The sequence below is a fragment of the Stutzerimonas stutzeri genome, assembly GCF_000219605.1.
In the GTDB taxonomy this organism is placed as follows: Bacteria; Pseudomonadota; Gammaproteobacteria; order Pseudomonadales; family Pseudomonadaceae; genus Stutzerimonas; species Stutzerimonas stutzeri.
On record NC_015740.1, the window covers coordinates 3,387,757 to 3,411,535 of the forward strand.

The window sequence follows — 23,779 nt, forward strand, 5'->3', positions numbered from 1 at the left end:
CACACTACCCTACGGCTAGCCGCTCAGCGCGAGCGACCCCTGCTGCAGCACCGCATCCGGCTCCATTGCGCAGAGCCGATTGCGCCCGCCGGTCTTGGCGTAGTACATGCGTTTATCCGCCAGCTCCAGCAGATCCCGGTAGTCGCCCACCTGATCGCAGCGCCGCTCCGCCAGGCCGATGCTGGCGGTCAGCGGTGCGCCGTCCGGGCGCAGGCCGAGGCCTTGCCCGACAATACGCTCGAGCGCCAGGTGCGCCTGCTGCATGTCGGTATCCGGCATGATCAACAGGAACTCCTCGCCGCCCCAGCGCAGCAGGCTGTCGGACGCGCGCAGGGTCGTCACCAGGCGCCGCGCCGCGCAGCGCAGCACCTGGTCGCCGGCTTCATGCCCGTGGTTGTCGTTGATCGACTTGAAATGATCCAGGTCGATGAAGGCCAGCGCCAGCGCGCCGTCCTTGCGCTGCGCGCTATCCCACTGCAGGCGCAGGATCTCCTCACCGCTGCCACGGGAAAATACCCCCGTGAGCGGATCACGGATCGCCTGGCGCACCAGCGCGAACATGAATGCCAGCTGACTCATGCTTGCCAGGCTGGTGACGCCGGCAATGAGGATCAGCAACCAGAACGCCCCTGCGAACGACGGCCAGTTGAGCGTGGCCCAGCTGAGACAGCCGGCAAACGCCTGGGCCAGCAGCAGCAGGCTGGCCAGCACCAGATTCTCCACCAGGGTCAGCGGGAAGATGGTCAGCCCGGCCATCAGCACGAACGGCAGGAAGGCATAGCCCGCACCGACCACGGCCGAGAACTGCGCCAGCTGATAGCTGCCGAGCAGGGTATGTGACGCGATGTAGAAGATCGTAGGTATCGCGAAGAGGATGGCGATCGCGCGGTAGGCATCCAGAAGATTGCCACTCGGCCGGTAGAACAAGAGCAGTCCGGTGAAGGCGAGGCAGGCCATCATGCGCAACCCGGCCAACGCCAGCCACAACCGCGGCTCGAACACCATCAGGTCGATCAGACTCCACAGAGGCGTCAGCACCGCGAAGAGAAAAGCGAACAGGCGGACACGGTTGACGATCAGCGTCGCCCGGCGCTGGCAGAGCAGCAACGGATGGCGACCCGGCGTCAGCAGATGGCGCAGTTCATTGGGCTTGAGTTCGCTGGGCAGCAGCGTTGTCAGGCGGTTGAGCAGCAAATCGAGGGGCGATGGCATCTTATTGTTGTGCTCCCAGCTGGGACGGTCTGTTCGCAGCAGGCACGCCTCCGGCGACTCCCGAATACCGATGGCGGCTCTTCAATCCATTTCAAAGCGGCGACTACTCGGCAGGGCGAAAGCATCACCCCAGGCGCAAGCGGAGCCGATGGTAGCCAGTTGACCCCAGCATTCCCTTGAGCCAGGACAATGAATTGATTGCAAACAGCCATTACTTCCTTAGAGGTAGCGCCACTGAGGAACAATCGCCCTTTTGAGCGCTTATCGGCACGGACACCAGCCAGTAGCGTGACCGGGTCGCCCGCCCCGTCTGCGAGTCGACGTATCCACAAAAAGAACAATAAGGAGATACCCCCGTGCAAAGCGCTCTCAAGCCGCTTGCGGCAGCCGTTCTGCTCACCTGCGTGTCCAGCGTCGCTACTGCCGATAGCGGGCCGTTCAGCCAGTTCATCGTATTCGGCGACTCGCTGAGCGATGCGGGCAACTTTCCGGATCTACAAAGCCCGACGCTCGGCGGCAACCCCACCGGGGGGTTGCGCTTCACCAACCGCACCGGCCCCACCTACGGACCGGGCGAATACATCGGCGAGGTCGGCACCCAACGACTGGCCGGCATGCTGGGTCTGCAGTCCCTGCCATCCACACCGCTGCTGCCGGCGCTGCTGACTGGCAACCCCGACGGGACCAACTATGCAGTGGGCGGTTACCGTACCGATCAAATACTCGACTCGATAAACGGCGACTCCATCGTCGAGGTAGGCGGCCTTAGCCGTACCCGACCCGGTTATCTGCGGGAAAATCCGCGAGTCGACAGCAATGCCCTGTATTACCTGAACGGTGGCGGCAACGACATCTTCCAGCTCAACACCAACCCGGTGACCATGGCCCAAGCCGCGAGCAATCTGGTGGCTGGCGTCGGCGCCCTGCAGGCAGCAGGAGCGCGCTACATCATCGTTTCCGATCTGCCCGACGTCGGTACCACGCCGTTGGGCGCCTTCACCGGGCAGGCTGCGACGTTCAACTTCCTGAGCGACCAGTTCAATGCCGAGCTGGCCAGCCAACTGCAAGCCCAGGGCGGCAACTACGTACTGGTGAACAATCGCCTGCTGCTCGCCGAGGTGCGCGCTGATCTGGCGGCGTTCGGCTTCGACCCCAACGTGGCGCAGACCGCAGTGTGTTTCGACGCATCGGCCGGCAACTGCCAGGCAGATCCGGTTTACAGCCTCGGCGGCAGCGCGCCGGACCCAAGCCGCCTGCTGTTCAACGACGCCGTGCATCCAACCACCGCGGTTCACCAGATCAGCGCCGACTACCTCTATTCAATCCTGTCCGCGCCCTGGGAAGTCTCGCTGCTGCCGGAGATGGGCCGCTCCGCATTGCGCGCCCACCTGCAGCAGCTGGATACCGAGCTGGCCGCTCTGCGTAGCGATTGGCAACCGGTCGGCGCATGGCGCACCTTCGTTCAGGGCGGTTACAACCGACCTGAGTACGACGGTTACGGTGGTGGAGACGGACATGGTCTGAGCCTGTCGCTGGGTGTTACCCATCGACTGAGCGAAGCCTGGCTGGCCGGCGTCAGCCTCGGGCTGGCGGAAAACTCGCTGGAGCTGGGTCGAAACGACTCCGACTACGACATGCGCAGCTATCTGGCCACGGCGTTCGCCCGTTACGAGTATCAGCGCCTGTTCGCTGACTTCAGCCTCAGCGCAGGCTACCTGGACTACCACGACCTGAAGCGCACCTTCGCCCTCGGCATCACCGAGCGCACGGAAAAGGGCGACACTGAGGGAACCCTCTGGGGCGCCGCGGTGAAGACCGGCTTCAACCTGATGCAGCCGGGCGATCGCCTGCAGTTCGGGCCGTTCATCGGTGCCAGCTACCAGAAAGTGGACGTCGACGGATACAGCGAGAAAGGCGCCCGCTCCACTGCCCTGAGCTATGACGATCAGGAGCTGGACTCGCTACGCCTGTCGCTCGGCCTGTTCGGCGACTATGCCCTGACCGAACGCACGCGGCTGTTCGGCGAGGTGGCACGGGAGGTGGAACGCGAGGATGAGGACCGCCGCGACTTGCGCATGTCCTTGAACAGCGTGCCGGGCAACAGTTTCGAACTGCCCGGAGCGGTGCCGACCGGCGACCAGACACGTTTCAGCGTCGGCCTGACGCACCGTCTGACGCCCGGCCTGGCGCTGCGTGCCAATTACCATTACCGCGGAAACGACAACCGCGACCACGGGCTCGGACTGTCGCTGGCCTTGGATCTGTAGAGGGAGACGCTCAAAGGCCGCCGCCGCGAATGCGCGCGGCGGCCGAGCGCGGCGAACTCAGCGCCCGTCGATCTGCCCTTGCAGGTTGGCAATCTGCCCCTGCATGGCGTTGATGGTGCGGGTGACCTGGGCGCGGAAGGAATCGAATTCGGCGGTATTGGTATTGTTGGCAGGCGCCGGACGGTTTTCCAGTTCGCTGCGCAGCACCAGGATGTCCTGCTCCAGACGGCTGATCGCCTGACTCTGGTTACCACCCTGCTTGAGCACCGCCACGTCCTTGCTCAGGCTGTCGATCCGTCCGGCCAGCTTGGCCTGCTCGTCCAGCGCAGACTTCAGCGTGGCCTGCTCGCTACCGAGGGTCTTGACCGTCTCGGCCAGCGATGCGGTGGTGCCCTGCTGGCTCTGCACGTCGGCCCCCAGCCGCTCCAGGCGCTTGCCCTGCTCTTCCATGCGCTGATCCTGATTGCCTTGCCGGCCGGCCAGGCTCTGCTGCTCGGTGGCAAAGGCCTGCTGTTGGCGAGCAAGGTCGATGGCCTGCTGCTCGAGCTGCTTGATCCGCAGTTTCACCGCCTCGCTCTCGGTGGTGACGTTGGACTCGGTCGCCACCACCTTGCCGGAAATGTCCTGCAGCCTTCCGGCGGCGTCCTCGCTGATCCGCGCGAAGCTTTCCTGCGTGGCGACCAGCTGCATCTCCAGCATCGCGATCTTCTGATAGCTCCACCAGCCCAGGGCGCCGAGGCTGATCAGCAGAGCCAGCACCACGACCCACAGCGGCGCCGTGCTCGCCTTGCCACCGCTGGCCGGGCGGCGCTTCTGCCGCGGACGGGTGTCGTCGGTGTAATCGCCCGAGCCCTTGCGAATCGGCTCCAGATCCGGCGCCGGGTAGGGCTCCACACGGTCACGGCCTGCGGTCAGGCTGGGGATGTTGTCCAGTTCGTCGTGAGCATCGTTGCGCATGGGTTACCTTCGATGGCGCGGTGCGAAAAACAGCGCGCAGTATAAACGGTTCGGGGCGCGGCCATCAGCGACTCGCGTCTGCCGCCCTGGATGCACCGAGGTAGAGCATCGCGAGGGCGCTGACGCGCATCACGGTGCAGTGAAAGCCAGCACCGGATCGATCGCCGACAGCTGCCGGGACTGATTCGGCGATGGCTCGACAGTCTGCACGCCTCGCCAGCCGGGCGTTTCGCTTGCCCGTCACATTCCTGATGAGACGCAGCCAGCAAATTGGTACGCCGCTTGCTCCATCACCCGTGCCAGCGGATAGACACTTCTGACAGGGATGTCGGGCCTTAGGGCAATCACGAGGAACACAGCATGGAGCTGAACAAGGCAGTGATCGACTGCATGCGCAGCCTGCGTCGCAGACTTCGCGACGAACAGCAACTGGACATCCACCTCAACCAGCCGGACGCCGTGACCGCCATGCTTGCCGGCTGCATGCGTTCGAACGATGAACTGACGCGCGAACTCGGGCGCCAGCTCGCCGTCTTCAGCGACCAGCTACCGCCCGCTCCGCCGCCGGTATCCCACGCGGCCAGCAGCGGCGGCAGCGTGCGCATCTATCGAGGCCAGCGAGTGCTCGCCTGAGCCAGACCATCACTCGACCAGCAACCAGTCGCTGGCGCAGCGCACCAGATGCCGAGTCAGCTCGTCGAGCAGCTGTCCGCCGTTACGCCAGTGGTGCCAGTACAGCGGCACGTCGATCGGCGGCCCGGACAGCACATCGACCAGCTCACCACGCGCAAGTTCGCCACGCATCTGAAGCTCCGGTGCCAGACCCCAGCCGAGCCCGCTTCGTAACAGGCGCACAAAGCCTTCTGACGATGGGCACAGGTGGTGAAGGAGGATCTCCCCGCCGCCGACCGCCGCCATGTAGCGATGCTGCAGCTGGTCGTCCGGGCCGAACACCACGGCAGGAACACGCCCCAGGTCCGCCGCACGCGCGCCCCGCTGGAAATGTCGCTCGATGAACGCCGGGCTGGCCAGGGCGCGATAACGCATCGCCCCGAGAAACTGGCTGCGCGCGCCCGCCACCGGTCGCTCCGCAGCGCAGACGCAGGCCGCAACCTCCCCTGCGCGCATGCGCTTGAGCCCGACCGCCTGATCTTCCACGACGTGATCGAGCAGCACCCGGTGCTCGGCGCAGAACGGCGCCACTGCACCCGCCCACCAGGTCGCCAGCGTGTCGGCATTGAGGGCGATACGCAGGCGTTCCGGCAGGCGGTTTTCATCCAGCGCCGGGACCTGTCCCTGCAAGTCGCGTTCGAGCAGCCGTACCTGCTGCACATGGTTGAGCAGGCGCTGGCCCAGTTCGGTGGGCCTGGGCGGCGTGTCACGCAGCAATACCGGCTGACCGACGCGTGCCTCGAGTAGCTTGATCCGCTGCGATATTGCCGACTGCGACAGCCCCAATGCCTGGGCGGCACGCTCGAAACCCGCCTGTTCCACGACCGCCGCCAGCGCAGCCAGCAATTTGTAATCGAACATCAGTTTTCCTAATGCCACCTGAGCATAATTGGTTTCTCTTATAGCTTGCCGATGCCCAGACTCGCCAGCAGAAAACGAACGAGGCGTGCGGCATGAATGCGATCTGGCAGAGCTATATCAACGGACTTCTGGTGGCGGCGGGGCTGATCATGGCGATCGGCGCCCAGAACGCCTTCGTGCTCGCCCAGAGCCTGCGCCGCGAACACCACCTGCCGGTAGCAGCGCTGTGCATCGTCTGCGATGTCCTGTTGGTCAGCCTCGGAGTGTTCGGGCTGGCCGCACTGCTGGCGAGCAGCCCGCTGCTGCTGGAGACCACCCGCTGGGGCGGCGTGGTTTTTCTGCTCTGGTACGGCACGCTGGCCCTGCGCCGCGCGGCCAGACCGCAGAGCCTGCGCAGCGAAGATGCACAGCCTCGCCCCCTGCGCGCCGTGCTGTTGGCAGCGCTGGCGGTGACGCTGCTCAACCCACATGTCTATCTGGATACCGTGGTGCTGATCGGCACGCTCGGCGCGCAGCAACCGGAACCGGGCGCTTACACGCTCGGCGCGGCCAGCGCGTCGACCCTCTGGTTTATGACACTGGCCCTGGGCGGTGCCTGGCTGGCGCCTTGGCTTGCCCGCCCGCTGACCTGGCGCCTGATCGACCTCGGCGTGGCCGCCATGATGTTCGCCATCGCCGCGCAACTCGCATTCGCCGGCTGAACTGGCGGTACGCTGCGGCGCCCTGCCACGTCCATTTTTTGCACTGACCAAGGAACGCCATCGTCTGCCCTGCGGTCCACGCAAGGCACAGCCGATCGTCCGCAACCGAGGCGCCGCGCCGCAACCGCTCTGGAACCAATAGTCCATACAGTTGCCGCGTGGTTTTGCCGCAGGTCGGGTGCTATGATCGCTGGCTCGCAGACATGGAGCGGAAGGCTTCAGTCTGTCTGTTCGGCCGACCGTGAACGGCCAGAGATTGCGCAAGCATGTAGCGAGCGAAGGGAACGACAGAGGTAAGAGCAGGACGCGATGCATCGCCTGCTCACCGGCAACGCCGGCAAACCCCGCACGTCCCTCCGAGCTGGCCGCATCAATCCTCGACACCTGAGTAGGAGATACATCATGGCTTTCGAATTGCCGCCGCTGCCTTACGAAAAGAACGCCCTCGAGCCGCACATGTCCGCCGAGACGCTCGACTACCATCACGACAAGCACCACGCTGCCTACGTGACCAATCTGAACAACCTGATCCCGGGCACCGAGTTCGAAGGCAAGGATCTGGAATCCATCATCAAGACCTCTTCCGGTGGCATCTTCAACAACGCCGCCCAGGTCTGGAACCACACCTTCTTCTGGAACTGCCTCGCGCCGAACGCCGGTGGCCAGCCGACCGGCGCCCTGGCTGATGCCATCAACGCCTCCTTCGGCTCGTTCGACAAGTTCAAGGAAGAGTTCACCAAGACCGCCATCGGCACCTTCGGCTCCGGCTGGGCCTGGCTGGTCAAGAAGTCCGACGGCAGCCTGGGTCTGGCCAGCACCATCGGTGCCGGCAACCCGATGACCGCAGGCGACAAGCCGCTGCTGACCTGCGATGTCTGGGAGCACGCCTACTACATCGACTACCGCAACGCCCGTCCGAAGTTTGTCGAAGCGTTCTGGAACCTGGTGAACTGGGACTTCGTCGCGAAGAACTTCGCAGGCTAAGCCCAAGCCCCAGCAGTGAATCAAAATGCCCGCGCTCATGCGGGCATTTTCATTTAAGGCTCGGGCACGGCCTGCCGCTATAAAGATGCAGGGCAGGACGCCGTAGCGCTACTGCATGCGCGCCCGTTATGCAATGTTTCCTTCGGATGACGGGCCGCGCTTGCATCACGCAAGGCACTGCCTGCACAGTCGCCGCTGCTGACTTACCGGTGTAAATTGCCTCTTTGACGATTGCAGAATGACTATCAATACTTCCGCAACCGCGCGTCGGCACGGAAAAGGACCTTCATTTGAAGCTGGAAATGCGCAATAGCCTGTCACGGAAGCTCCTGCGTGTAGTCCTGCTATCGGCGCTGGCGGTAGGGCTGGTGCTCAGCTGCGCGCAGATCATCTTCGGCGCCTACAAGACGCGCCAGCTGATCGAGGCCGATGCCCAGCGCATCCTGCGCATGACGCGCGATCCTTCCACCCAGGCCATCTACAGCCTGGATCGGGAAATGGGCGCGCAGGTGATGGAAGGCCTGTTCCAGCACGAATCGATTCGCATGGCCTCGATCGGCCACCCGGACGAAGGCATGCTGGCACTGAAGATCCGCCCGCCCATCAGCCTGCCGACCCGCTGGCTGACCGACCCGATCCTTCACCAGGATCGCCAGTTCTCCATTCCGCTGATCGGCAAGCCGCCCTACAACGAGTATTACGGCGAACTGCGGATCACCCTGGACACGGCCCAGTACGGCCAGGAATTCGTCAACGACTCCATCGTCATCTTCATCGTCGGCATTCTGCGCGCCCTCACCCTGGGGCTGGTGCTCTTCCTGATCTACCAGTGGCTGCTGACCCGCCCGCTGACCAAGCTCATCGAGCACCTGGCACAGATCAATCCGGACCGCCCCGGCGAGCACAAACTGCCGATGATCCGAGGACATGAGCGCAACGAGCTGGGCCTCTGGGTGGAAACCGCCAACGGCCTGCTGGCCTCCATCGAACACAACATGCACCTGCGCCAGGAAGCCGAGAGCAGCCTGCATCGCATGACCCAGTACGACTCCCTGACCGGCCTGCCTAACCGGCAACAGCTGCAAAGCCAGCTGGACCATATCCTCGACGAGGCGCGCCGCCTGCAACGACGGGTCGCCGTACTCTGCCTGGGGCTCGACGACTTCAAGGGCATCAACGAGCAGTACAGCTACCAGGCAGGCGACTGCCTGCTCAAGGGGTTGGCGGATCGCCTGCGCGAATCGGCGGGTCGCCTGGGTGCACTGGCGCGGCTGGGCGGTGACCAGTTCGTGTTGGTGCTCAGCGGCATCGAACAACCCTATGAGGCTGCCGAACTGGCCCAGGCCGTGCTCGACGACCTGGATAATCCGATCGACCTGGACGGCCACCCGATTCGTCTGCGCGCCACCATCGGCATCACGCTGTACCCCGAGGATGGTGACAATACCGAGAAGCTGCTGCAAAAGGCCGAGCAGACCATGACGCTGGCCAAGAGCCGCTCACGCAACCGCTATCAGTTCTACGTCGCCAGCATCGACAGCCAGATGCGCGCGCGGCGGGAGCTGGAGAAGGATCTCAGCGAAGCCCTCAAGCGCAACGAGTTCCACCTGGTCTACCAGCCGCAGGTCGACTACCGGCAGAACCGCATCACCGGAGTCGAGGCGCTGATTCGCTGGAAGCATCCGCAGGGCAAGCTGGTACCGCCGGACCTGTTCATACCTCTGGCCGAGCAGAACGGCAGCATCATCGAAATCGGCAAGTGGGTGCTCGACCAGGCCTGCAGCCAGCTGCGCCAGTGGCACGCCGAGGGGCATACCGGGCTGCGTGTGGCGGTGAACCTGTCCACCGTGCAGCTGCGTCATCCGCAGCTGCCAGCCATGATCGGCGAGCTGCTGCAGGCCCATCAGTTGCCCGCCGAGACCCTCGAACTGGAGGTCACCGAGACTGGCCTGATGGAAGATATCGACGCGGCGGCGCACAACCTGCACAGCCTGCGACGCTCCGGCGCGCTGATCGCCATCGACGACTTCGGCACCGGCTATTCCTCGCTGAGCTATCTGAAAAGCCTGCCACTGGACAAGATCAAGATCGACAAGAGCTTCGTGCAGGACATCGGTCAGGACGAGGGCGCAACCATCGTCCGGGCGATCATCCAGCTGGGCAAAAGCCTCGGCATGACCGTGATCGCGGAAGGCGTCGAAACTCCTGAGCAGGAAGCCTACCTGATCGCCGAGGGCTGTCAGGAAGGCCAGGGCTACTACTACAGCAAGCCCCTGCCGGCGCGGGATCTCGACCTGCTGCTGCGCCAGTCGGCGCCCTTCGACCGAGCGGGCAACTCCGAGCTGCGCTAGTCGCGCGGCCACTTTGGCATGCAGCGCCCAAGCGCTGGCCAGCGCCAGCGACTTGCGCCACACTCGGCGCCCTTCTGGCCCATCGCGGCCGACGACGAGCCGCCCATGAAACGCTTCGTACTGCTGGATACCGCCGCCATTCCCGCCGGGGGCGCCTTGTGTCTGTTCGAATATGGCGACGATTTCGTCATCAAGATCCAGGGTGGCAACGGCAACCAGCTGATGAACACTCGCACGCACGGCTCGGAAGACGCGCTGGCGGAAATCCCCTGCAAACGGATCGCCAGCCGAGCGCAGGTTCGAGTACTGATCGGCGGGCTGGGGATGGGCTTTACCCTCGCCTCGACCCTGCGCCAGCTGGGCGCGGACGCCGAGGTACTGGTCGCCGAGCTGGTGCCCGGGGTCATCGAATGGAACCGCGGCGCGCTCGGCGAGAAGTCCGGCCATCCGCTGCGCGATGCTCGCACCCGGGTACTGAACCAGGATGTAGCCGAACTGCTCCGGGCTCAGCCAGAGGGCTTCGATGCGATCATGCTGGATGTCGACAACGGCCCCGAGGGCCTGACGCAGAAGCGCAACAGCTGGCTCTATTCGCTGGATGGCCTCGATGCCTGCGCCCGCGCCTTGCGGCCGGGCGGCGTACTGGCGGTGTGGTCGGCCAGCGCTGACCGGGCCTTTTCCGAGAAGCTCGCCAGAGCCGGCTTCAAGGCCGAGGAGGTGCAGGTGTACGCCCATGGCAACCGCGGCACCCGACATACCATCTGGATTGCCGACAAGCGCAAGCGCTGAGCGGCCCTACCAGGCCGTCACCCCCAGCTGCAACGCCAGCCACAGCGCACCTGCCAGACACATCAGCGCGCCGCCCGCCGCCTGCCAGTGGAAGCGTCGCGCCAGCACGTCCTCGCCATGGCTGGACAGCACGAAAGGCAGTGCCTCCGCCGGCCGCGCCAGGTGATGCAACGCCGGCGCCGTGCTCTGCTGGCGATGCCGGTCTTCGGCCTCGAGCCGCGCCGCCAGGCGCACACGGCTCCATTCCTGCTCGTCCAACTGGCCGTCGGCGTTGCTGTCGAAACGCTGCAGCAGACCGGCGAAATCACCCTTCCACTCGCGAATCACCTCGCGCTTGGCGGCGGGCAGATCCAGCCCGTGCCGACCGCCACCACGGGTGCGGAAATCGCCGATGGCGTAAAGCGGCTCGCCTTCGTGCAGCCGCTCTTCGGTATAGCGGTAGCGTTTGCCACTGCTGAACAGACCCAGCCAGCCGCTCGGCGCAACGCCACGAGGGTGGCGCAGATCGCCGGTCCAGACCCGGCGAAAGGCTGGATGGACGTCCGCGCCGCGCGGATCGATCAGGCATTCGCCGGTGGCGTCGGCCAGACGCAGCCAGGCTTCACTGGTGCCGCGCTCCACCACGTTCCAGCTGCTGCGCTTGCCATTGGAGCGGTACTCCTCGATACGGTAACGCCACCACAGACAAGGCTCGCCGGTCAGCGGCGCCACTGGCTGTGGCACCGCCAGCTCGCGCAGCACGCCGACCAGCTCGACATAGCCTTGGGCCGCTGACCGAATGCGCGATGTCGGGGTGTCCAGCAGATGGCGCGCACGCGACCAGCGATCGATGCATATCCATGCGCCGCCGACGCAAAGGGCTGCAGCCAGGACGTAAGTGAACAGCTGACCGGGATCCATCTCAGCCAAACAGCGCCTTGAGGTTCACGTCGGCCTTCTCCGCCTCGCTGAACTGCAGCAGCGCCGCCTCCTTGAAACCGAATGCACGGGCAAGGACGACATCGGGAAATTGCTCGATGCGCACGTTGTTCAGGTTCACGGCCTCGTTGTACAGCTCGCGGCGATCGGCGATGCCGCTCTCCAGGCCGCTGATACGCTGCTGCAGATGCCGAAAGCTGTCGTTGGCCTTGAGCTCGGGATAGTTCTCGGCCAGCGCGAAGAGCCGCCCAAGCCCGGCCCGCAGTCCGGTCTCGGCCTGCCCCAGCGCGCCGACATCGCCCAGCTCGCGCGCACTGGAAACCGCGTTGCGGGCACTGATCACCTGCTCCAGCGTGTTGCGCTCGTGCTGCATGTACTGGCGGCAGGTCTCCACCAGTTTGGGCAGTTCTTCATGGCGCTGGCGCAACAGCACGTCGATGTTCGCCCAGGCCTTGCCGACGCCATGCTTCAGACGCACCAGACCGTTGTAGAGGATCACCCCATAGGCGGCGACGAGGAACAGCACCACCAGCACAACCACCATACTCAAGCTCATCCCTTTCTCCAGGCAATTCCAGAACGCCAGCATTCTATCGGCAGCTGCGTAACGCGATAGAGAGCCGGCGCACGCATTGGCTTTGCACAAAATGAAAATCTTTCGCATTATTGACCGCTTCCGAGCAGTCCTCGGCTTCGTTCACTCGCACGCAAAGGAACCCGCACATGCTACGCACCCCCATCTGGGCAACCGCCAGCCTTCTCGCCGTGGCCATCTCCCTCGCCGGTTGCGGTGAAGACAAGACGCCCACGAACCAGACCGCGGCCCCGCAGAGCACGACCGAAAGCGTGCCGGCCGAGCAAGCGCAGAAGCCTGACGAGAAGGCCGCCAAGGCTGTGGTCAGCCACTATGCCGACCTGGCGCTGGCCGTGTTCAGCGATGCCCATGCCACCGCAGTGCAGCTCCAGCAGGCCATCGACGCCCTGCTCGCCAACCCCAGCGAAGAAACCCTGCAGGCCGCTCGCCAGGCCTGGCTGGCCGCCCGCGTGCCCTACATGCAGACCGAGGTGTTCCGCTTCGGCAACCCGGTGGTGGACGAGTGGGAGGGCCAGCTCAACGCCTGGCCGCTGGACGAAGGCCTGATCGATTACGTCGAAGGCGACTACCAGCATGCGCTGGGCAACCCGGGCGCCAATGCCAACATCATCGCCAACACCGAGCTGCAGGTCGGCGAAGACAAGATCGACACCAGCGAGATCACCGCGGAGCTGCTGACCAGCCTCAACGAGCTGGCCGGCTCCGAGGCCAACGTTGCCACCGGCTACCACGCCATCGAGTTCCTTCTCTGGGGCCAGGACCTCAACGGCACCGGTCCCGGTGCGGGCGAGCGGCCGTACACCGACTACGTCGAAGGCGAGGGCTGCACCGGCGGCAATTGTGACCGTCGCCGTACCTATCTGAAGGTGGCCACCGACCTGCTGGTCAGCGATCTGCAGGAGATGGTCGAGCAGTGGCAGCCGGGCGCCGAGAACTATCGCGCCAGCCTGGAAGCCGAATCGGCGGAGAACGGCCTGCGCAAGATGCTGTTCGGCATGGGCAGCCTGTCGCTCGGCGAACTGGCCGGCGAGCGCATGAAGGTCGCCCTGGAGGCCAATTCCACCGAAGACGAGCACGACTGCTTCAGCGACAACACCCACAACTCGCACTTCTACAATGCCCGCGGCATCCGCAACGTCTATCTGGGCGAGTACAAGCGCGTCGACGGCAGCACCCTGACCGGTCCGAGCCTGGCCTCGCTGGTCCAGGGCGTGAGCCCGGAGGTGGACAGCACGCTGAAGACCGACCTGGAAAGCACCGAAGCCAAGCTGCAGGTGCTGGTGGAAAGCGCCAACAACGGCGAAGCCTTCGACCAGCTGATCGCCGCCGACAATGCCGAAGGCCAGGAAAAGGTGCGCAACGCGATCGCCGCGCTGGTCAAGCAGACCGCGTCCATCGAACAGGCTGCTGCTGCCCTCGGCATCAGCGACCTCAACCCGGACACCGCCGATCACGAATTCTGATCGGGAGCGGCACGGGCGCCGCGCGCTGGCGCCCGTGTCTCCGTTCGGCGAACAACCGGCGGCGGAGCCTGCAATCCGCCGCATCCTCAAATGCAAATCCCTCTTATTCCATTTCGATTAGGCTGCTAAGATTGCGCGGCTTAATCCAACGCTCCGCAGGTATCCCCGATGCGCCCGTCGTTTCGCCGCTTCTTCCCGCTGCTGGCCGTGTTTCTGGCTGCCTGCGGCAACGACGAAACCCCGCGCTTCGAGCAGGCCGAGCCCGGCGAAGCCCTCTCGGGCGGTAACGCCACGGTGATGAAGTTCGACCAGAACGCGTTCTCCATGCCATCGGCCAACCTGGCACCGATGCGCCGACTCGACTTCAGCGTCGGCAACAGCTTCTTCCGCAATCCCTGGGTCATCGCCCCCGCGTCCACTACCGCACGCGACGGTCTCGGCCCGCTGTTCAACACCAACGCCTGCCAGAACTGTCACATCAAGGACGGGCGCGGGCATCCGCCGGCAGCCGATGCCGCCAGCGCCGTCTCGATGCTGGTACGTCTGTCCATTCCGGCCGGCCCGGAACACGCCGAAGTCGTCCGCGAGCGCGGCATCGCACCGGAGCCGAGCTATGGCGGCCAGCTGCAGGACATGGCGATTCCCGGCGTCGCGCCGGAGGGCAAGGTGCGCCTGCGTTACTCCACCGAGCGCGTGCGTTTCGCCGATGGCAGCGAAGTCGAGCTCCGTAAACCGGAGATCGAACTGAGCGAGCTGGGGTACGGCGACATGCACCCCGACACCCTGATGTCGCCGCGCATCGCACCGCCGATGATCGGCCTCGGGCTGCTGGAAGCCATCCCAGAGGAAGCGCTGCTGGCCAATGCCGACCCCGACGATCGCAATGGCGACGGCATTTCCGGCCGACCCAATCGAGTGTTCGACCAGACCAGCCGGCAGACCGTCATCGGCCGTTTCGGCTGGAAGGCCGGCCAGCCGAGCCTCAACCAGCAGAACGCCGACGCCTTCTTCAACGACATGGGACTGTCCACCAGCCTGTTCAGCGGCAGCAGCTGCACCGAGCGGCAGGTCGAATGCCGGGCGATGCCCAACGGCGGCGAGCCTGAGGTAAGCGACAACATCCTCGCCCAGGTGCTGTTCTACACGCGCAACCTCGGCGTACCGGCACGGCGCAACGTTGGTGATCCGCAGGTACTGGCCGGCAAGACACTGTTTCACCGCGCCGGCTGCCACGGCTGCCACGTACCACAGTTCACCACCGCCGCCGATGCCGCGGAGCCCGAGCTGGCCAATCAGGTGATCCGCCCCTATACCGACCTGCTGCTGCACGACATGGGCGAAGGCCTGGCCGACCACCGCCCCGAGTTCGAGGCCAGCGGCCGCGAGTGGCGCACCCCACCGCTGTGGGGCATCGGCCTGACCAAGACGGTCAGTGGACATACCCAGTTCCTGCATGACGGGCGCGCCCGCAACCTGCTCGAAGCCATTCTCTGGCACGGCGGCGAAGCGGAGCGATCGCGCCAGATCGTGCTGGGCTTCGATCAGGACGAACGCAACGCACTGCTGAGCTTCCTCGAGTCGCTCTGAGTGAACCCATGTATCCATGCTTTCCCGGCGCGAGAGCGCTGCAAACCGGCAATGCCGACGAGGACACCATGATTCGTTCCAACACCCTGCGCATGGCCAGCGGCGGTCTGTTGACAGCCCTGCTGCTGAGCGCCTGCACGCCTGCCGATCCGCAGGCCGAAACCAGCAAGGCGCTGACCGATGGCGTCCTGCTGCCCGCCTACACCCACTGGGCCGAAACCGACCGTCGCCTGGCGGCCAGCGCCATCGCCTACTGCGCCGACAACCAGACCCTCGAAGAGGCGCGCGAAGCCTTCGTCCATGCGCAGACGGCCTGGGCCGGCCTGCAACCCTTGCTGATAGGCCCGATGGGCGAAGGCAACCTAGCCTGGCAGGTGCAGTTCTGGCCGGACAAGAAAAACCTGGTCGCGCGTCAGGTCACGGCCCTGCTCGGGGCCAAGCCCAACCTCACGCAGGCCGATCTGGACGGTGCCAGCGTCGTCGTACAGGGTCTCAGCGCCTACGAGTACGTTCTCTTCGACAAGACGATCGATCTCGGCGACAGCGCAACCAAGGCCCGCTACTGCCCGCTGCTGACATCCATCGGTGAACACCAGCAGCAGCTTGCCGCCGGCGTGCTGCAGCAGTGGGAAGACAAGGACGGCATGGCCGACCAGCTGCGCAGCTTCCCCAACGAGCGCTATGCCGAGCCAAGCGAGGCGATCGCCGAGCTGCTGCGAGTCCAGGTCACCGCCCTCGATGGCCTGAAGAAGAAGCTCGGCGCCCCGCTCGGTCGACAGACCAAGGGCCATCCGCAGCCTTACCAGGCCGAGGGCTGGCGCAGCGACACCACGCTGGCCAGCATCGCCGCAGCGGTCAAGGGTGCCGAAAGCCTCTGGCTAGGCGCCGACAACAACGGCCTGCGTTCGCTACTGCCTGCCGAGCAGGCGGACCTGGCCCAGCGCATCGACGCCGCTTACGCCCAGCTGCTGCAGCACCTGGGCGGGCTGACGCAACCATTCGGCGTGCAGCTGGCGGACGAACAGGGCCGCAGCGAACTGGATGCGCTCTACCAAGGCATCGACCGTCTGCATCGCCTGCACCAGCAGGAGCTGGCCCGCGCCCTCGGCGTGCAGATCGGCTTCAACGCTCACGACGGGGACTGAGATGAAACGTCGAACCCTGCTCGGTCTGGGTGGCGCCGTGCTCGCGGCAAGTGGCATCGCGGGCTGGAGCCTGAGCCGTCATGGCGGGCAGCCGGTGCTGCTCTCCGCACGCAACGATCAGCAGGGGCGACACTATGCCGTCGGCTATCGGCTCGACGGGAGCCAGGTGTTCGCCACCCCGGTCGCCGAGCGCTGCCATGACGTGTATCCGCATCCCTACCTGCCGCTGGCGGTGTTCGTTGGTCGGCGCCCTAGCCGCGAGAGTTACCTGATCGATTCGCGTGACGGACGCCTGCTGCAGGTGCTGGCGTCGCCACCCAACCGGCACTTCTACGGCCACGGCGTGTTCCACCGCGATGGCGAATGGTTCTACACCACCGAGAACGACACCCGCGACGCCGGCCGTGGCGTGCTTGGTGTCTACCGCCTGCAAGGCCGAGAGCTGGTGCGCGTCGGCGAGCACGCGACCCATGGCATCGGCCCCCACCAGCTGCTGTGGATGCCGGATCACGAAACCCTGGTGATCGCCAACGGCGGCATCCGCACCGAGGCCGACAGCCGCGAGATGATGAATCTCGACGCCATGGAGCCGAGCCTGGTGCTGCTGCGTCGCGACGGCAGCCTGGTCAGCAAGGAACAACTGCCGGAGCGCATGAACAGCGTGCGCCACCTCGCCGTCGCCGCCGACGGCACGGTCGTCAGCGGCCAGCAGTACGAAGGCGACCCGATGGACCGCGTGCCGCTGCTGGCGATCAAGCGGCCCGGGCAGCCCTTCCAGCACTTCCCGCTGGGCGAGGCGCAGCGGCAGATCATGAACCAGTACACCGCCAGTCTGGCCATCCACGACGAGCTGCGGCTGCTGGCCGTCACCGCGCCACGCGGCAACAAGGTGTTCATCTGGGACCTGGACAGTGCCGCGCTGCGCCAGGAGGCTCACCTGCCCGATTGCGCCGGCGTCGCGGCAGTCGCCGAGGGCTTCGTGGTCAGCTCCGGACAGGGCCGCTGCCGCCTGTTCGACTGCCGCGGCGAGCGTTTCACCAGTACGCCGCTGCAGATGCCGGCAGGGCTCTGGGACAACCATCTGCGCATCGTCTAGCTCAAGAAACACGTCACTCGACCGATGTGCTGGACAACGGCAGGGATGCTCATTGACGTTTCTCAAACGACGAGACCTTGCCCATGCTCCAGAAGTCCCTGCGCGCGCAGATCCTCGCGCTGATCGGCGGCAGCCTGCTGCTGACGCTCCTCATCGCCCTCGGCTGCATCCGCATGCTCAGCAGCGATATCGACCAATTCCAGACGCTGCTCGACGGGCCCCTGGCTGAGCTGCAACTGATCGACGAGGCCAACCTCGAGTTCAAGGTACAGGTGCAGGAATGGAAGAACGTACTGCTGCGCGGCAAGCAGCTCGAAAATCGCAACCGCTACTGGAGCCAGTTCGAGGCACAGGAAGCCAAGGTGCAGAAGGTTCTTGGCGAGCTGCTCGTGCTGAGTGCCGACGAACCGGCGCTGGCCGGACAGATCGAGCGCCTGCGCAACGAGCATCGAACGCTGGGCGGCGCCTACCGCAAGGGCCTGGACGCCTTTATCGCCGCCGGCAGCGACCCGCTTGCCGGTGATGCTGCGGTGGCCGGGATCGACCGTGCCACCAGCGCCCAGCTCAGCGAACTGGTCAAGCAGCTGCATGCGGCCGCCCGGCAGCGTTCGGAGGCGATACAGGCCGATGCCGAAGCCACCGCGCTGCTCGGCCCGGTCATCATGATCCTGGCCGGCGTGGTGGTGGCGCTACTCAGCCTGTGGCTGGTCAATCGACGCATCATCGAGCCGATCCGCACGCTGATCGAGCACATCGCGCGTCTCAGCCAGGGCAAGTTCGCCGAGCGGGTGGACGCCAGCCGCGCCGACGAACTCGGCCGACTCGCGGTTGCCGCCAACGTGCTGCGCGATTTTCTCGCCGATACCTTCACCCGCCTACAGCAGAGCACCTCCAATCTGGACAGCGCCAGCGGCGAACTGAACGCCATCGCCAGGCTGATGGCCGATGGCGCCCGCGAGCAGTTCTCGCGCACCGATCAGGTCGCCACTGCCGTGCATGAGATGTCGGCAACTGCCCAGGAAGTCTCGCGCCATGCCGCCGAAGCGGCGCAGGCCGCCGATGCCGCCGATCACGCCGCGCAACAGGGCGAGGCGGTGATGCGCGGCACCATCGCCAGCATCACCGACATGAGCAGCGCAATCGCCAGCACTGCCGAGGTCATTCGCCGGCTGGAGGGCGACAGCGGTCGGATCGGCAAGGTGCTGGAAGTCATCCGCGGCATCGCCGACCAGACCAACCTGCTGGCGCTCAATGCCGCCATCGAGGCGGCCCGTGCTGGCGACGCCGGCCGCGGTTTTGCCGTGGTGGCCGACGAGGTGCGCACCCTGGCCCAGCGCACCGCCGAATCCACCGCCGAGATCCACCAGATCATCGATACCGTGCAGACCGGCGCAAGCAATGCGGTGCGTGCCATCGAGAGCGGCCAGGTGCGCAGCGAACAGGGGGTCGGCCAGGTGACCGAGGCCGGACTGATGCTGCAGCGCATCACCGAGGCCGTGGAGGCGATCCGCGACATGAACCGGCAGATCGCAACCGCGGCCGAGGAACAGACAGCGGTGGCCGAGGACATCTCGCGCAACCTCACCGAGATCACCTCCATCGCCACCATCAACCAGCAGAACGTCGAACGCACCGAAACCGCCAGTCAGAACCTGCACGGCCTGTCGGCGCAGCTCACCGAGGACACCCGCCGCCTCGCTGGCTGACGATCAGCGGGGCGGCCCGACAGCCTGTCGCCCGCCCCGCCTTTCGGTGGCCCTGCGCCCCCTCTCCCCCTTTACTTGCTTCCGATTCGGGGCTAAGTTCCTCCCTCCCCGGTCCGGCTGCGCCAGTGCAGCCACCGTCCAAGCGACGCTGACCGGACGATCGAACGGCTGCCTCGATCACGGCAGTAGACAGCCGGCTCACATCTCCAAGGAAATCGGAAAATGTTGCGCCGCATGCTGTTTATGCTGGGCGCGGTGGTCGTCGTCGTTGCGATCCTTGCCGCACTCAAGTTCAACTCGATCTATCAACAGATTCAGCAGTTCCAGGCACCCAAGCCGGCGATCGATGTCGAGGCGGAAGTTGCCCGGCGCATGGACTGGCAGAGCCGCCTGCCGGCGATCGGCACGCTCAAGGCATCGCAGGGCATCGACCTCAGCGTCGAGATCGCCGGCACCATCACCGACGTGCAGTTCCAGTCCGGCGAGAAGGTCAGCAAGGGCCAGGCCATCGTGCTGCTGGACAGCGAAATGGAGCAGGCCAGCCTGGTCAGCGCCGAGGCGGACCTCAGCCTGGCCCGCCTGGAGTTCCAGCGCGCCCGCAGCCTGCTGGATCGCCAGGCCATCTCCCGCAGCGAATACGACCGTCTCAATGCCCAGTCGCAGAAGGCCGAGGCCAGCGTCGCCCAGCTGCGTGCCAGCCTGGCGAAGAAGCGCATCCTCGCCCCCTACTCCGGCACCATCGGCATCCGCCAGGTGGATGTGGGTGATTACATCGCTGCCGGCACGCCCATCGCCACGCTGCAGGACCTCTCCACGCTCTACGTCGACTTCTTCCTGGCTGAACAGCACGTACCGCTGCTGGCGCTCGGGCAGAAGGTGCAATTGCGCGTGGCGGCCTACCCGGACGACCGTTTCGAAGGCGTGATCAGCGCGCTGAACCCGAAGGTGGAAACCACAACCCGCAACGTGCAGGTCCGCGCCGAACTGGCCAACCCCGACGGTCGGCTGTTGCCTGGCATGTTCGCCGACCTGCAGGTCCTGTTGCCGACCGAAAACGCGCAGGTGGTTGTGCCGGAAACGGCCATCACCTACACGCTGTACGGCAACTCGGTGCTGCTGGTGACCGAGGGCACGCCGCCTGAAGGGGTCAGCCGCGACGAGCCGTACCTGGTGGTCGAGCGCCGCTTCGTCACCACAGGCGAGCGTCGCGACGGCCTGGTGGTGGTCCTCGACGGCCTGGAAGGCGGCGAACAGGTGATCACCGCCGGCCAGCTCAAGCTCGACAGCGGCACCCATGTCGCCATCGCCGAGAACCGCACGCTCAAGCTCGACGGCGCCGAGCCGGCGTCCGAATAAGGGGCCTGCCGCTCCGGCGGCAGCGCCACATCGAACAGTTCCAGGGACTTGCCCATGGCCTTCACCGATCCCTTCATCCGCCGCCCGGTACTGGCGAGCGTCATCAGCCTGCTGATCGTGCTGCTCGGCATCCAGGCCTTCAACAGCCTGACCATCCGCCAGTACCCGCAGATGGAAAGCGCACTGATCACGGTGACCACCGCCTACCCCGGCGCCAACGCCGAAACCATTCAGGGCTATATCACCCAGCCGTTGCAGCAGAGCCTTGCCAGCGCCGAAGGGGTGGACTACATGACCTCGGTCAGCCAGCAGAACGCCTCGGTGATCTCGGTCTACGCGCGCATCGGCGCCGACACAGATCGCCTCTACACCGAGCTGCTCAGCCAGGCCAACTCGGTCAAGAACCAGCTGCCGCAGGACGCCGAGGACCCGGTGCTGAACAAGCAGGCGGCCGATTCCACTGCGCTGATGTACATCAGCTTCTACAGCGACCAGCTGTCCAACCCGCAGATCACCGACTACCTGTCGCGAGTCATCCAGCCCAAGCTGGCGACGCTGCCAGGCATGGCCGAGGCGGAGATCCTTGGCAACCAGGTGTTCGCCATGCGCCTGTGGCTGGACCCGGTGAAGCTGGCAGCCTACGGCGTCTCCGCGGGCGACGTGAACGAGGCGGTGCGCAAGTACAACTTCCTCTCGGCAGCCGGCGAAGTGAAAGGCCAGTACGTGGTCACCAGCATCAACGCCGACACCGAGCTGAAGACGCCGGAAGCGTTCGCCGCCATCCCGCTCAAGACCCAGGGCGACAGCCGCGTCCTGCTGGGTGACGTGGCACGGGTGGAGATGGGCGCCGAAAGCTACAACTCGATCAGCTCGTTCGACGGTATTCCTTCGGTCTATATCGGTATCAAGGGCACGCCCAGCGCCAACCCGCTGGACGTGATCAAGGAAGTGCGCGCGATCATGCCGCAGATCGAGGCACAGCTGCCGCCGGGCCTGAAGGCAACCATCGCCTACGACGCCACCGAGTTCATCCAGGCGTCCATCGACGAGGTGGTGAAGACTCTGGCCGAGGCCGCGGTGATCGTCATCGTCGTGGTCTTCCTGTTCCTCGGCTCGCTGCGCACGGTGCTGATTCCGGTGGTGACCATCCCGTTGTCGATGATCGGCGTGCTGTTCTTCATGCAGGCGATGGGCTACTCGATCAACCTGCTGACGCTGCTGGCCATGGTGCTGGCGATCGGCCTGGTGGTGGACGATGCCATCGTCGTGGTGGAGAACATCCACCGGCACATCGAGCAGGGAAAATCGCCGTTGCAGGCGGCGCTCGACGGCGCCCGGGAGATCGCCATGCCGGTGGTCTCGATGACCATCACCCTGGCCGCGGTCTATGCTCCCATCGGCTTCCTGCAGGGGCTGACCGGTGCGCTGTTCCAGGAGTTCGCCCTGACCCTGGCCGGCGCCGTGCTGATTTCCGGTGTGGTGGCGCTGACGCTGTCGCCGATGATGTGTTCGAAGCTGCTGCGCCACGAAGAGAACCCCAGCGGCTTCGCCCATCGCCTGGATGAGCTGTTCGAACGCCTCAAGCAGCGCTACCAGCGCGCCCTGCACGGCACCCTCAACACCCGCCCGGTGGTCCTGGTGTTCGCCGTGCTGGTGCTGGCGCTGATTCCGGTGCTGCTGATGTTCACCGAGAGCGAACTGGCGCCCGAGGAGGACCAGGGCATCGTCTTCATGATGGCCAGCGCACCGAAGACCGCCAACCTGGACTACCTGAACGCCTACACCGACCAGTTCCTGGAGATATTCAAGAGCTTCCCGGAGTACTACTCCTGGTTCCAGATCAACGGCTTCGATGGCGTGCAGAGCGGCATTGGCGGCTTCCTGCTCAAACCCTGGGACGAGCGCGAGCGCTCGCAGATGGAAATCCTGCCCGAGGTACAGGCCAAGCTCGATCGCCTGCCCGGCCTGCAGATCTTCGGTTTCAACCTGCCTTCGCTGCCCGGCACCGGCGAAGGCCTGCCGTTCCAGTTCGTGATCAATACCGCCAACGACTACGAAACGCTGCTGCAGGTGACCGAGCGCATCCGCAAGCGCGCCGAGGAGTCCGGCAAGTTCGCCTTCCTCGATGTGGACCTGGCGTTCGACAAGCCGGAGATCGTGGTCGAGATCGACCGCGAGAAGGCCGCGCAGATGGGCGTCTCCATGGAAGACCTCGGCCTGACCCTGAGCACCCTGCTCGGCGAGGGCGAGATCAACCGCTTCACCATCGAGGGCCGCAGCTACAAGGTCATCGCCCAGGTCGAACGCGCCTACCGCGACAACCCCGACTGGCTGAGCAACTACTACGTGCGCAACCAGCAGGGCCAGATGCTGCCGCTCTCGACCTTGATCAAGGTACGCGACCGCGCCCGGCCGACTCAGCTCAAGCAGTTCCAGCAGCTCAACGCCGCGATGATCCAGGGCTTTCCCATCGTCAGCATGGGCGAGGCGATCGAAACGCTGCAGACCATCGCCCGCGAGGAAGCGCCGGAGGGCTTCAGCTTCGATTACGCCGGCGCGTCGCGGCAGTACGTGCAGGAAGGCAATGCGCTGTACCTGACCTTTGCCCTGGCGCTGGCGTTGATCTTCCTGGTCCTGGCCGCACAGTTCGAGAGCTTCCGCGATCCGCTGGTGATCCTGGTCACCGTACCGTTGTCCGTGTGCGGGGCGCTGGTGCCGCTGTTCCTCGGCCTGTCGAGCATGAACATCTATACCCAGGTGGGCCTGGTGACGCTGATCGGTCTGATCAGCAAGCACGGCATCATGATCGTCGAGTTCGCCAACCAGCTGCGTCGTGAGCGCGGCCTGAGCCGCCGCGAAGCGGTGGAAGAAGCGGCGGCGATTCGCCTGCGGCCGGTGCTGATGACCACCGCAGCGACAGTGTTCGGCATGGTGCCGCTGATCATCGCCAGTGGGGCCGGCGCCGTCAGCCGGTTCGACATCGGCCTGGTGATCGCCACCGGGATGTCGGTGGGCACGCTGTTCACGCTGTTCGTGCTGCCTGCCGTCTATGAACTGCTGGCCAGACCGGACAAGGCACCGCAGTCGGCCGCCGCGCCCGGCATCGCCTGACGCCGGAG

Annotated in this window: 18 protein-coding genes; 13 read left to right on the forward strand and 5 right to left on the reverse strand. The window is 65.4% G+C overall.

Annotated elements, in window-relative coordinates; genetic code table 11:
* Positions 1-15: 15 nt before the first annotated feature.
* Positions 16-1,212 carry a GGDEF domain-containing protein gene (locus PSTAB_RS15735; protein WP_013983718.1) on the reverse strand — a complete coding sequence of 399 codons (1,197 nt, stop codon included), beginning with the start codon at positions 1,210-1,212 and terminating at the stop codon, positions 16-18.
* Positions 1,213-1,568: 356 nt separating this feature from the next.
* Here PSTAB_RS15735 and PSTAB_RS15740 point away from each other — a divergent pair, with 356 nt between their 5' ends.
* Entirely contained in the window at positions 1,569-3,479 is a 1,911-nt protein-coding gene (locus PSTAB_RS15740) for an autotransporter domain-containing esterase (protein WP_013983719.1), read from the forward strand.
* A 57-nt stretch (positions 3,480-3,536) separates the two neighbouring features.
* On the opposite strand, the gene PSTAB_RS15745 is transcribed toward PSTAB_RS15740, so the two are convergent.
* Positions 3,537-4,436, reverse strand: coding sequence for a hypothetical protein (locus PSTAB_RS15745; RefSeq protein ID WP_013983720.1), 900 nt, complete (start codon positions 4,434-4,436; stop codon positions 3,537-3,539).
* Between the two features lie 360 nt (positions 4,437-4,796).
* On the opposite strand from PSTAB_RS15745, the gene PSTAB_RS15750 reads away from it, so the two are divergent.
* Positions 4,797-5,069, forward strand: a complete 273-nt coding sequence (locus tag PSTAB_RS15750; RefSeq protein WP_013983721.1) for a hypothetical protein — start codon at positions 4,797-4,799, stop codon at positions 5,067-5,069.
* A 9-nt stretch (positions 5,070-5,078) separates the two neighbouring features.
* Here the strand turns inward: PSTAB_RS15750 and PSTAB_RS15755 are convergent, their stop codons facing one another.
* The gene (locus tag PSTAB_RS15755) at positions 5,079-5,969 is read right to left on the reverse strand and encodes a LysR family transcriptional regulator ArgP (RefSeq protein WP_013983722.1); all 891 of its coding nucleotides are present in this window, start codon (positions 5,967-5,969) and stop codon (positions 5,079-5,081) included.
* A 92-nt stretch (positions 5,970-6,061) separates the two neighbouring features.
* Here PSTAB_RS15755 and PSTAB_RS15760 point away from each other — a divergent pair, with 92 nt between their 5' ends.
* The 4 genes from PSTAB_RS15760 to PSTAB_RS15775 all read left to right on the forward strand — a co-directional run bounded on the left by PSTAB_RS15760 (position 6,062) and on the right by PSTAB_RS15775 (position 10,794).
* On the forward strand, positions 6,062-6,670 hold the full coding sequence (locus PSTAB_RS15760) for a LysE/ArgO family amino acid transporter (protein WP_013983723.1): 609 nt from the start codon (positions 6,062-6,064) through the stop codon (positions 6,668-6,670).
* Between the two features lie 402 nt (positions 6,671-7,072).
* Positions 7,073-7,654, forward strand: coding sequence for a superoxide dismutase (locus PSTAB_RS15765; protein ID WP_003299885.1), 582 nt, complete (start codon positions 7,073-7,075; stop codon positions 7,652-7,654).
* Positions 7,655-7,944: 290 nt separating this feature from the next.
* Positions 7,945-10,005 carry a putative bifunctional diguanylate cyclase/phosphodiesterase gene (locus PSTAB_RS15770; protein WP_013983724.1) on the forward strand — a complete coding sequence of 687 codons (2,061 nt, stop codon included), beginning with the start codon at positions 7,945-7,947 and terminating at the stop codon, positions 10,003-10,005.
* A gap of 105 nt (positions 10,006-10,110) precedes the next feature.
* The gene (locus PSTAB_RS15775) at positions 10,111-10,794 is read left to right on the forward strand and encodes a spermidine synthase (protein ID WP_013983725.1); all 684 of its coding nucleotides are present in this window, start codon (positions 10,111-10,113) and stop codon (positions 10,792-10,794) included.
* A 6-nt stretch (positions 10,795-10,800) separates the two neighbouring features.
* On the opposite strand, the gene PSTAB_RS15780 is transcribed toward PSTAB_RS15775, so the two are convergent.
* A complete protein-coding gene (locus tag PSTAB_RS15780; RefSeq protein WP_013983726.1) occupies positions 10,801-11,694 on the reverse strand; it encodes a GIDE domain-containing protein in 894 nt (297 codons plus the stop codon).
* A 1-nt stretch (position 11,695) separates the two neighbouring features.
* On the reverse strand, positions 11,696-12,268 hold the full coding sequence (locus tag PSTAB_RS15785; RefSeq protein ID WP_019406971.1) for a LemA family protein: 573 nt from the start codon (positions 12,266-12,268) through the stop codon (positions 11,696-11,698).
* 167 nt (positions 12,269-12,435) lie between these two features.
* Here PSTAB_RS15785 and PSTAB_RS15790 point away from each other — a divergent pair, with 167 nt between their 5' ends.
* From PSTAB_RS15790 to PSTAB_RS15820, 7 genes are all read left to right on the forward strand, one after another.
* Positions 12,436-13,770, forward strand: a complete 1,335-nt coding sequence (locus PSTAB_RS15790; protein WP_011914225.1) for an imelysin family protein — start codon at positions 12,436-12,438, stop codon at positions 13,768-13,770.
* A 168-nt stretch (positions 13,771-13,938) separates the two neighbouring features.
* Complete coding sequence (locus tag PSTAB_RS15795; RefSeq protein WP_013983728.1) at positions 13,939-15,357, forward strand: di-heme oxidoreductase family protein; 1,419 nt, start codon at positions 13,939-13,941, stop codon at positions 15,355-15,357.
* 68 nt (positions 15,358-15,425) lie between these two features.
* Positions 15,426-16,502, forward strand: a complete 1,077-nt coding sequence (locus tag PSTAB_RS15800) for an imelysin family protein (RefSeq protein WP_041771977.1) — start codon at positions 15,426-15,428, stop codon at positions 16,500-16,502.
* A gap of 1 nt (position 16,503) precedes the next feature.
* A complete protein-coding gene (locus PSTAB_RS15805) occupies positions 16,504-17,598 on the forward strand; it encodes a DUF1513 domain-containing protein (protein WP_013983730.1) in 1,095 nt (364 codons plus the stop codon).
* Positions 17,599-17,681: 83 nt separating this feature from the next.
* Entirely contained in the window at positions 17,682-19,304 is a 1,623-nt protein-coding gene (locus tag PSTAB_RS15810; protein WP_013983731.1) for a methyl-accepting chemotaxis protein, read from the forward strand.
* A gap of 222 nt (positions 19,305-19,526) precedes the next feature.
* Positions 19,527-20,660 carry an efflux RND transporter periplasmic adaptor subunit gene (locus tag PSTAB_RS15815; RefSeq protein WP_013983732.1) on the forward strand — a complete coding sequence of 378 codons (1,134 nt, stop codon included), beginning with the start codon at positions 19,527-19,529 and terminating at the stop codon, positions 20,658-20,660.
* Between the two features lie 54 nt (positions 20,661-20,714).
* The gene (locus PSTAB_RS15820) at positions 20,715-23,771 is read left to right on the forward strand and encodes a multidrug efflux RND transporter permease subunit (protein WP_013983733.1); all 3,057 of its coding nucleotides are present in this window, start codon (positions 20,715-20,717) and stop codon (positions 23,769-23,771) included.
* The last annotated feature ends 8 nt before the right edge of the window (positions 23,772-23,779 follow it).